This is a genomic window from Shigella sp. FC1544 (assembly GCF_001722145.1).
GTDB classification, from domain to species: domain Bacteria; phylum Pseudomonadota; class Gammaproteobacteria; order Enterobacterales; family Enterobacteriaceae; genus Escherichia; species Escherichia coli.
The window spans coordinates 1-6090 of the sequence record NZ_MECT01000123.1 but is presented as its reverse complement, the minus strand read 5'-3'; the positions used below and the strand labels follow the sequence as shown (position 1 = coordinate 6090).

Here is a 6090-nt window from a genome sequence, read left to right as displayed (position 1 = left end):
GACAGGCTCCGGAAGACGGTTGTTGCGCACGTATTCGGTGAACGCACTATGGCGACGCTGGGGCGTCTTATGAGCTTGCTGTCACCCTTTGACGTGGTGATATGGATGACGGATGGCTGGCCACTGTATGAATCCCGCCTGAAGGGAAAGCTGCACGTAATCAGCAAGCGATATACGCAGCGAATTGAGCGGCATAACCTGAATCTGAGGCAGCACCTGGCACGGCTGGGACGGAAGTCGCTGTCGTTCTCAAAATCGGTGGAGCTGCATGACAAAGTCATCGGGCATTATCTGAACATAAAACACTATCAATAAGTTGGAGTCATTACCGTCACGGTTGATAGCGCGAATCAATCAGAAAACAGAGCAATACGCGGTGCGTCCGCAGCAAATTAAATTTGAAGTGACTGAGCATGCATTTCTTGATGTCGAAAAAATGACGCCGATTATTCTGGCTTTCCGCCAGGCTGGTTACGAAGTGGCAATTGATGATTTTGGTATTGGCTACTCTAACTTGCATAACCTTAAATCATTGAATGTCGATATTTTGAAAATCGATAAATCGTTTGTTGAAACGCTGACCACCCACAAAACCAGTCATTTGATTGCGGAACACATCATCGAGCTGGCGCACAGCCTGGGGTTAAAAACGATCGCTGAAGGCGTCGAAACTGAGGAGCAGGTTAACTGGCTGCGCAAACGCGGCGTGCGCTATTGCCAGGGATGTTTTTTTGCGAAGGCGATGCCGCCGCAGGTGTTTATGCAATGGATGGAGCAATTACCCGCGCGGGAGTTAACGCGCGGGCAATAAAACTACAGGCGGTGGCGATAATCGCTGGGAGTGCGATCAAACTGCCGACGGAAAACGCGGGAGAAGGTCTGCTGCGAGACATAACCCAGGTCCATTGCGATATCAAAAATCGGACGCTCGGTGGTGCGCAACTCAACGGCGGCCAGTAACAGGCGACGTTGGCGAATGTAATCGCCAAGCGTCTGATGCGTCACCGTGCGGAACATTCGTTGCAAGTACCACTTTGAATAGCCTGATTTTTTTGCGACTACATCAATGTTAAGCGGCTGGTCAATATGCTCGTCAATCCATGCGATAAGATCCTGAATAATTTTCTGATGGGACATAAATCTGCCTCTTTTCAGTGTTCAGTTCGTTAATTCATCTGTTGGGGAGTATAATTCCTCAAGTTAACTTGAGGTAAAGCGATTTATGGAAAAGAAATTACCCCGCATTAAAGCGCTGCTAACCCCCGGCGAAGTGGCGAAACGCAGCGGTGTGGCGGTATCGGCGCTGCATTTCTATGAAAGTAAAGGGTTGATTACCAGTATCCGTAACAGCGGCAATCAGCGGCGATATAAACGTGATGTGTTGCGATATGTTGCAATTATCAAAATTGCTCAGCGTATTGGCATTCCGCTGGCGACCATTGGTGAAGCGTTTGGCGTGTTGCCAGAAGGGCATACGTTAAGTGCGAAAGAGTGGAAACAGCTTTCGTCCCAATGGCGAGAAGAGTTGGATCGGCGCATTCATACCTTAGTGGCGCTGCGTGACGAACTGGACGGATGTATTGGTTGTGGCTGCCTTTCGCGCAGTGATTGCCCGTTGCGTAACCCGGGCGACCGCTTAGGAGAAGAAGGTACCGGCGCACGCTTGCTGGAAGATGAACAAAACTAAAGCGCCACAAGGGCGCTTTAGTTTGTTTTCCGGTCTTTGTCTTTCTCTCTATCCCGCTGGTACACAGGAGGGTTTCCCCCGACGTCAACAGACCTCATTCGAGCACGTGGTGGAGGTTCCGGTTGGTGTTGATGCTTTAATTGTATGTCACCGACGTTTCTTCGCCAGTGTAAAGTATACTTTTTAACCGCAATATTTTTGTCATCTCAGACGATTTTTTATCGCAATCCTGAACGGTATACGGCTCGATAACGCTGCAATCTTGCGCACCGACGATAACGTTTGCGCATCAATTGCCTGTTTTTTCATCGTCAAGACAATAAAAGAGAAAAAAGCAGCAAACTTCGGTTGAAAAAGCCGCTATGATCGCCGGATAATCGTTTGCTTTTTTTACCACCCGTTTTGTATGCGCGGAGCTAAACGTTTGCTTTTTTGCGACGCAGTAAATTGTCGCAAACCTGGAGCAGGAAGATAACGTTTCGCTGGCAGGGGATTGTCCGCCACGCATCTTGACGAAAATTAAACTCTCAGGGGATGTTTTCTTATGTCTACGCCATCAGCGCGTACCGGCGGTTCACTCGACGCCTGGTTTAAAATTTCACAACGTGGAAGCACTGTCCGTCAGGAAGTGGTTGCCGGGTTAACAACGTTTCTGGCGATGGTCTACTCGGTCATCGTCGTTCCAGGTATGTTGGGTAAAGCAGGCTTCCCGCCTGCGGCAGTTTTCGTTGCAACCTGTCTGGTTGCCGGACTCGGTTCTATCGTGATGGGTCTGTGGGCTAATCTGCCGTTGGCGATTGGTTGCGCCATCTCCCTGACGGCGTTTACCGCATTCAGCCTGGTGCTGGGGCAACATATTAGCGTACCTGTCGCGCTGGGTGCCGTGTTCCTGATGGGTGTGCTGTTTACGGTAATTTCTGCCACGGGTATCCGTAGCTGGATTTTGCACAACTTGCCGCACGGTGTGGCGCACGGCACGGGGATCGGTATCGGTCTGTTCCTGCTGCTCATTGCCGCTAATGGTGTTGGTCTGGTGATTAAAAAACCGCTTGATGGTCTGCCCGTTGCGCTGGGTGATTTCGCGACCTTCCCGGTGATTATGTCACTGGTAGGTCTGGCGGTGATCATCGGCCTGGAAAAACTGAAAGTCCCTGGTGGCATTCTGCTGACCATTATCGGTATCTCAATTGTCGGTTTGATCTTCGATCCTAACGTCCATTTCTCCGGCGTTTTCGGCATGCCTTCATTGAGCGATGAAAACGGCAATTCACTGATTGGCAGCCTGGACATTATGGGCGCGCTGAATCCTGTAGTCCTGCCAAGCGTTCTGGCGCTGGTGATGACGGCAGTATTTGATGCCACCGGAACTATCCGTGCCGTCGCCGGCCAGGCGAACCTGCTGGATAAAGATGGGCAGATCATCGACGGTGGGAAAGCACTGACCACTGACTCCATGAGCAGCGTTTTCTCTGGCCTGGTGGGTGCTGCTCCGGCAGCGGTATACATCGAGTCTGCGGCGGGTACGGCGGCGGGCGGTAAAACCGGTTTGACGGCTATCACCGTTGGCGTGCTGTTCCTGCTGATTCTGTTCCTCTCTCCGCTCTCTTACCTCGTTCCGGGGTATGCAACGGCTCCGGCGCTGATGTACGTTGGCCTGCTGATGCTGAGCAACGTGGCGAAAATCGACTTTGCTGATTTTGTTGATGCGATGGCGGGTCTGGTTACGGCGGTATTCATCGTGCTGACCTGTAACATCGTAACAGGCATCATGATCGGCTTCGCGACTCTGGTGATTGGTCGTCTGGTTTCCGGCGAATGGCGCAAGTTGAACATCGGTACGGTCGTTATCGCCGTGGCGCTGGTGACCTTCTATGCGGGTGGCTGGGCTATCTAATCTTTCATCGGATTCTGAAAACGGGTGGCAATGGCTGCCCGTTTTTATTTTCTCCGCACATTGTGTGAGCTTTTGCGATATTCTGAAAAAATGAGAATTCAGGCATAACGCCTTTCTCAGATCATAAAAAAACATCGCAAACAGGGAACGCATGGAAATCTTCTTCACCATACTGATAATGACCCTCGTGGTCTCGCTGTCCGGGGTGGTCACTCGTGTCATGCCCTTTCAGATCCCGCTTCCGCTTATGCAAATCGCCATCGGTGCGCTACTGGCGTGGCCGACGTTTGGTTTGCATGTGGAGTTTGATCCTGAACTCTTTTTAGTCTTGTTTATCCCGCCGTTGCTGTTCGCTGATGGCTGGAAAACGCCGACCCGTGAATTTCTCGAACATGGTCGAGAGATTTTCGGCCTCGCGCTGGCGCTGGTGGTGGTCACCGTGGTCGGCATTGGCTTCCTTATTTACTGGGTGGTGCCGGGCATTCCGCTGATCCCCGCCTTTGCGCTGGCGGCGGTACTTTCTCCGACCGATGCTGTGGCGCTCTCCGGGATTGTTGGCGAAGGGCGCATCCCGAAAAAAATCATGGGCATTTTGCAGGGCGAAGCGTTGATGAATGACGCCTCCGGCCTGGTGTCGTTGAAGTTTGCCGTGGCAGTGGCGATGGGGACGATGATCTTCACCGTCGGCGGTGCGACGGTCGAATTTATGAAAGTAGCCATTGGTGGTATTCTTGCCGGTTTTGTGGTGAGCTGGCTGTATGGTCGCTCGCTGCGATTCCTCAGCCGCTGGGGCGGTGATGAACCCGCGACGCAGATCGTTCTGCTGTTCTTGCTGCCATTCGCTTCTTATCTGATTGCCGAACATATTGGCGTTTCCGGCATCCTCGCTGCGGTTGCCGCCGGGATGACCATCACCCGCTCCGGTGTGATGCGCCGTGCGCCGCTGGCAATGCGCCTGCGCGCAAACAGCACCTGGGCGATGCTGGAATTTGTCTTTAACGGCATGGTGTTCCTGCTGTTAGGTCTGCAGCTGCCGGGTATTCTGGAGACGTCGCTGATGGCGGCAGAAATCGACCCTAACGTCGAAATCTGGATGCTGTTTACCGATATTATTCTGATATATGCGGCGCTGATGCTGGTCCGTTTCGGCTGGCTGTGGACGATGAAAAAGTTCAGCAACCGCTTCCTGAAGAAGAAGCCGATGGAGTTTGGTTCGTGGACCACACGAGAAATCCTGATCGCGTCTTTCGCCGGGGTGCGTGGGGCGATCACTCTGGCCGGTGTGCTCTCTATCCCGCTGCTCTTGCCGGATGGTAACGTCTTCCCGGCGCGCTATGAGCTGGTGTTCCTGGCGGCTGGCGTCATTCTCTTCTCGCTGTTTGTCGGCGTGGTGATGTTGCCTATTCTGCTACAACACATTGAAGTCGCGGATCATTCGCAACAATTGAAAGAGGAACGTATTGCGCGAGCGGCAACGGCAGAAGTGGCGATTGTGGCGATCCAGAAAATGGAGGAGCGTCTGGCGGCGGATACCGAAGAGAATATCGATAACCAGCTGCTTACGGAGGTCAGTTCTCGCGTCATTGGTAACCTGCGTCGTCGCGCCGATGGACGTAACGACGTTGAAAGTTCCGTGCAGGAAGAGAACCTTGAGCGTCGCTTCCGTCTGGCGGCATTGCGTTCTGAACGTGCTGAACTGTACCACCTGCGCGCCACGCGGGAGATCAGCAACGAAACGCTGCAAAAATTACTGCACGATCTCGATTTGCTTGAAGCGTTGCTAATTGAGGAAAATCAGTAAGCCGAAAGCGACGTAACCAGGCCCGAGGTAATCTGAAAAAGGTGCAATCTTTTGCACCTTTAACAGGTTAGCTCGGGCTAACATTCATGATTCTAAAACAAATAAGTTATCTCTCTTGTAAAGTCAATTCATTGGCTGTTCTTCGACTTAACCTCAATCTGCGTGTTGCATAATATCTGCAGTAATCTTCATAGCGACTGCATTAATATTATCCTCAGTTTGTGACATGCCAGTATGAGAGGTACAATCTTCTTCAAAGAATTTCTGTAGTGTTACCAGGGTATCACTATCAATGGGGATATTTTCCTCTCCACGGAGTATGGAAATGCCCATTCCCTGGACGCTAGCCACATCAAAATTAACCCGATAGAGACGGGTATTAAACATACAGGGTAATGCTGCCAACTTACTGATTTAGTGTATGATGGTGATTTTAAGGTGCTTGCGTGGCTTCCATTTCCATCAGATGTCCTTCCTGCTCCGCTACTGAAGGCGTGGTGCGTAACGGCAAAAGCACTGCCGGACATCAGCGCTATCTCTGCTCTCATTGCCGTAAAACATGGCAACTACAGTTCACTTACACCGCCTCTCAGCCCGGTACGCACCAGAAAATCATTGATATGGCCATGAATGGCGTCGGATGTCGCGCCAGTGCACGCATTATGGGCGTTGGCCTCAACACGGTTTTACGTCACTTAAAAAACTCAG

Annotated in this window: 5 protein-coding genes and 3 pseudogenes; 6 read left to right on the top strand and 2 right to left on the bottom strand. The window is 51.7% G+C overall.

All coding sequences use genetic code 11. The annotated features are described in order from the left end of the window. Together BGK49_RS08680 and pdeC are read left to right on the top strand one after the other, a co-directional pair. Positions 1-315 (top strand): annotated as a pseudogene (locus BGK49_RS08680) (IS1-like element IS1B family transposase); the annotation flags it as partial. Between the two features lie 16 nt (positions 316-331). Then, positions 332-811 (top strand): annotated as a pseudogene (pdeC, locus tag BGK49_RS08675) (c-di-GMP phosphodiesterase PdeC); the annotation flags it as partial. A gap of 2 nt (positions 812-813) precedes the next feature. Here pdeC and soxS read toward each other — a convergent pair. Further along, positions 814-1137: a superoxide response transcriptional regulator SoxS gene (soxS, locus tag BGK49_RS08670; protein WP_000019358.1), complete on the bottom strand. Its 324-nt coding sequence runs from the start codon at positions 1135-1137 to the stop codon at positions 814-816. An 85-nt stretch (positions 1138-1222) separates the two neighbouring features. Here soxS and soxR point away from each other — a divergent pair, with 85 nt between their 5' ends. The 3 genes from soxR (at position 1223) to BGK49_RS08655 (ending at position 5382) form a co-directional block, all read left to right on the top strand. Then, positions 1223-1687, top strand: coding sequence for a redox-sensitive transcriptional activator SoxR (soxR, locus tag BGK49_RS08665; RefSeq protein WP_000412428.1), 465 nt, complete (start codon positions 1223-1225; stop codon positions 1685-1687). A 544-nt stretch (positions 1688-2231) separates the two neighbouring features. After that, positions 2232-3581: a guanine/hypoxanthine transporter GhxP gene (gene ghxP, locus BGK49_RS08660; protein WP_000106873.1), complete on the top strand. Its 1350-nt coding sequence runs from the start codon at positions 2232-2234 to the stop codon at positions 3579-3581. A gap of 151 nt (positions 3582-3732) precedes the next feature. Next, a complete protein-coding gene (locus BGK49_RS08655) occupies positions 3733-5382 on the top strand; it encodes a Na+/H+ antiporter (RefSeq protein WP_000402207.1) in 1650 nt (549 codons plus the stop codon). A gap of 153 nt (positions 5383-5535) precedes the next feature. Here BGK49_RS08655 and BGK49_RS08650 read toward each other — a convergent pair. After that, positions 5536-5769: pseudogene (locus BGK49_RS08650) on the bottom strand (pentapeptide repeat-containing protein); the annotation flags it as partial. Between the two features lie 59 nt (positions 5770-5828). Between BGK49_RS08650 and BGK49_RS08645 the strand changes: the two are divergent. Next, a partial coding sequence (locus BGK49_RS08645; RefSeq protein WP_064195240.1) for an IS1-like element transposase occupies positions 5829-6090 on the top strand: 262 nt, incomplete at its 3' end.

What these genes read in the sequence shown, in the direction of transcription:
- soxS (WP_000019358.1), bottom strand. Translation starts at nt 1,137, where the DNA reads ATGTCCCATCAGAAAATTATTCAGGATCTTATCGCATGGATTGACGAG.
- soxR (WP_000412428.1), top strand. Translation starts at nt 1,223, where the DNA reads ATGGAAAAGAAATTACCCCGCATTAAAGCGCTGCTAACCCCCGGCGAA.
- ghxP (WP_000106873.1), top strand. Translation starts at nt 2,232, where the DNA reads ATGTCTACGCCATCAGCGCGTACCGGCGGTTCACTCGACGCCTGGTTT.
- BGK49_RS08655 (WP_000402207.1), top strand. Translation starts at nt 3,733, where the DNA reads ATGGAAATCTTCTTCACCATACTGATAATGACCCTCGTGGTCTCGCTG.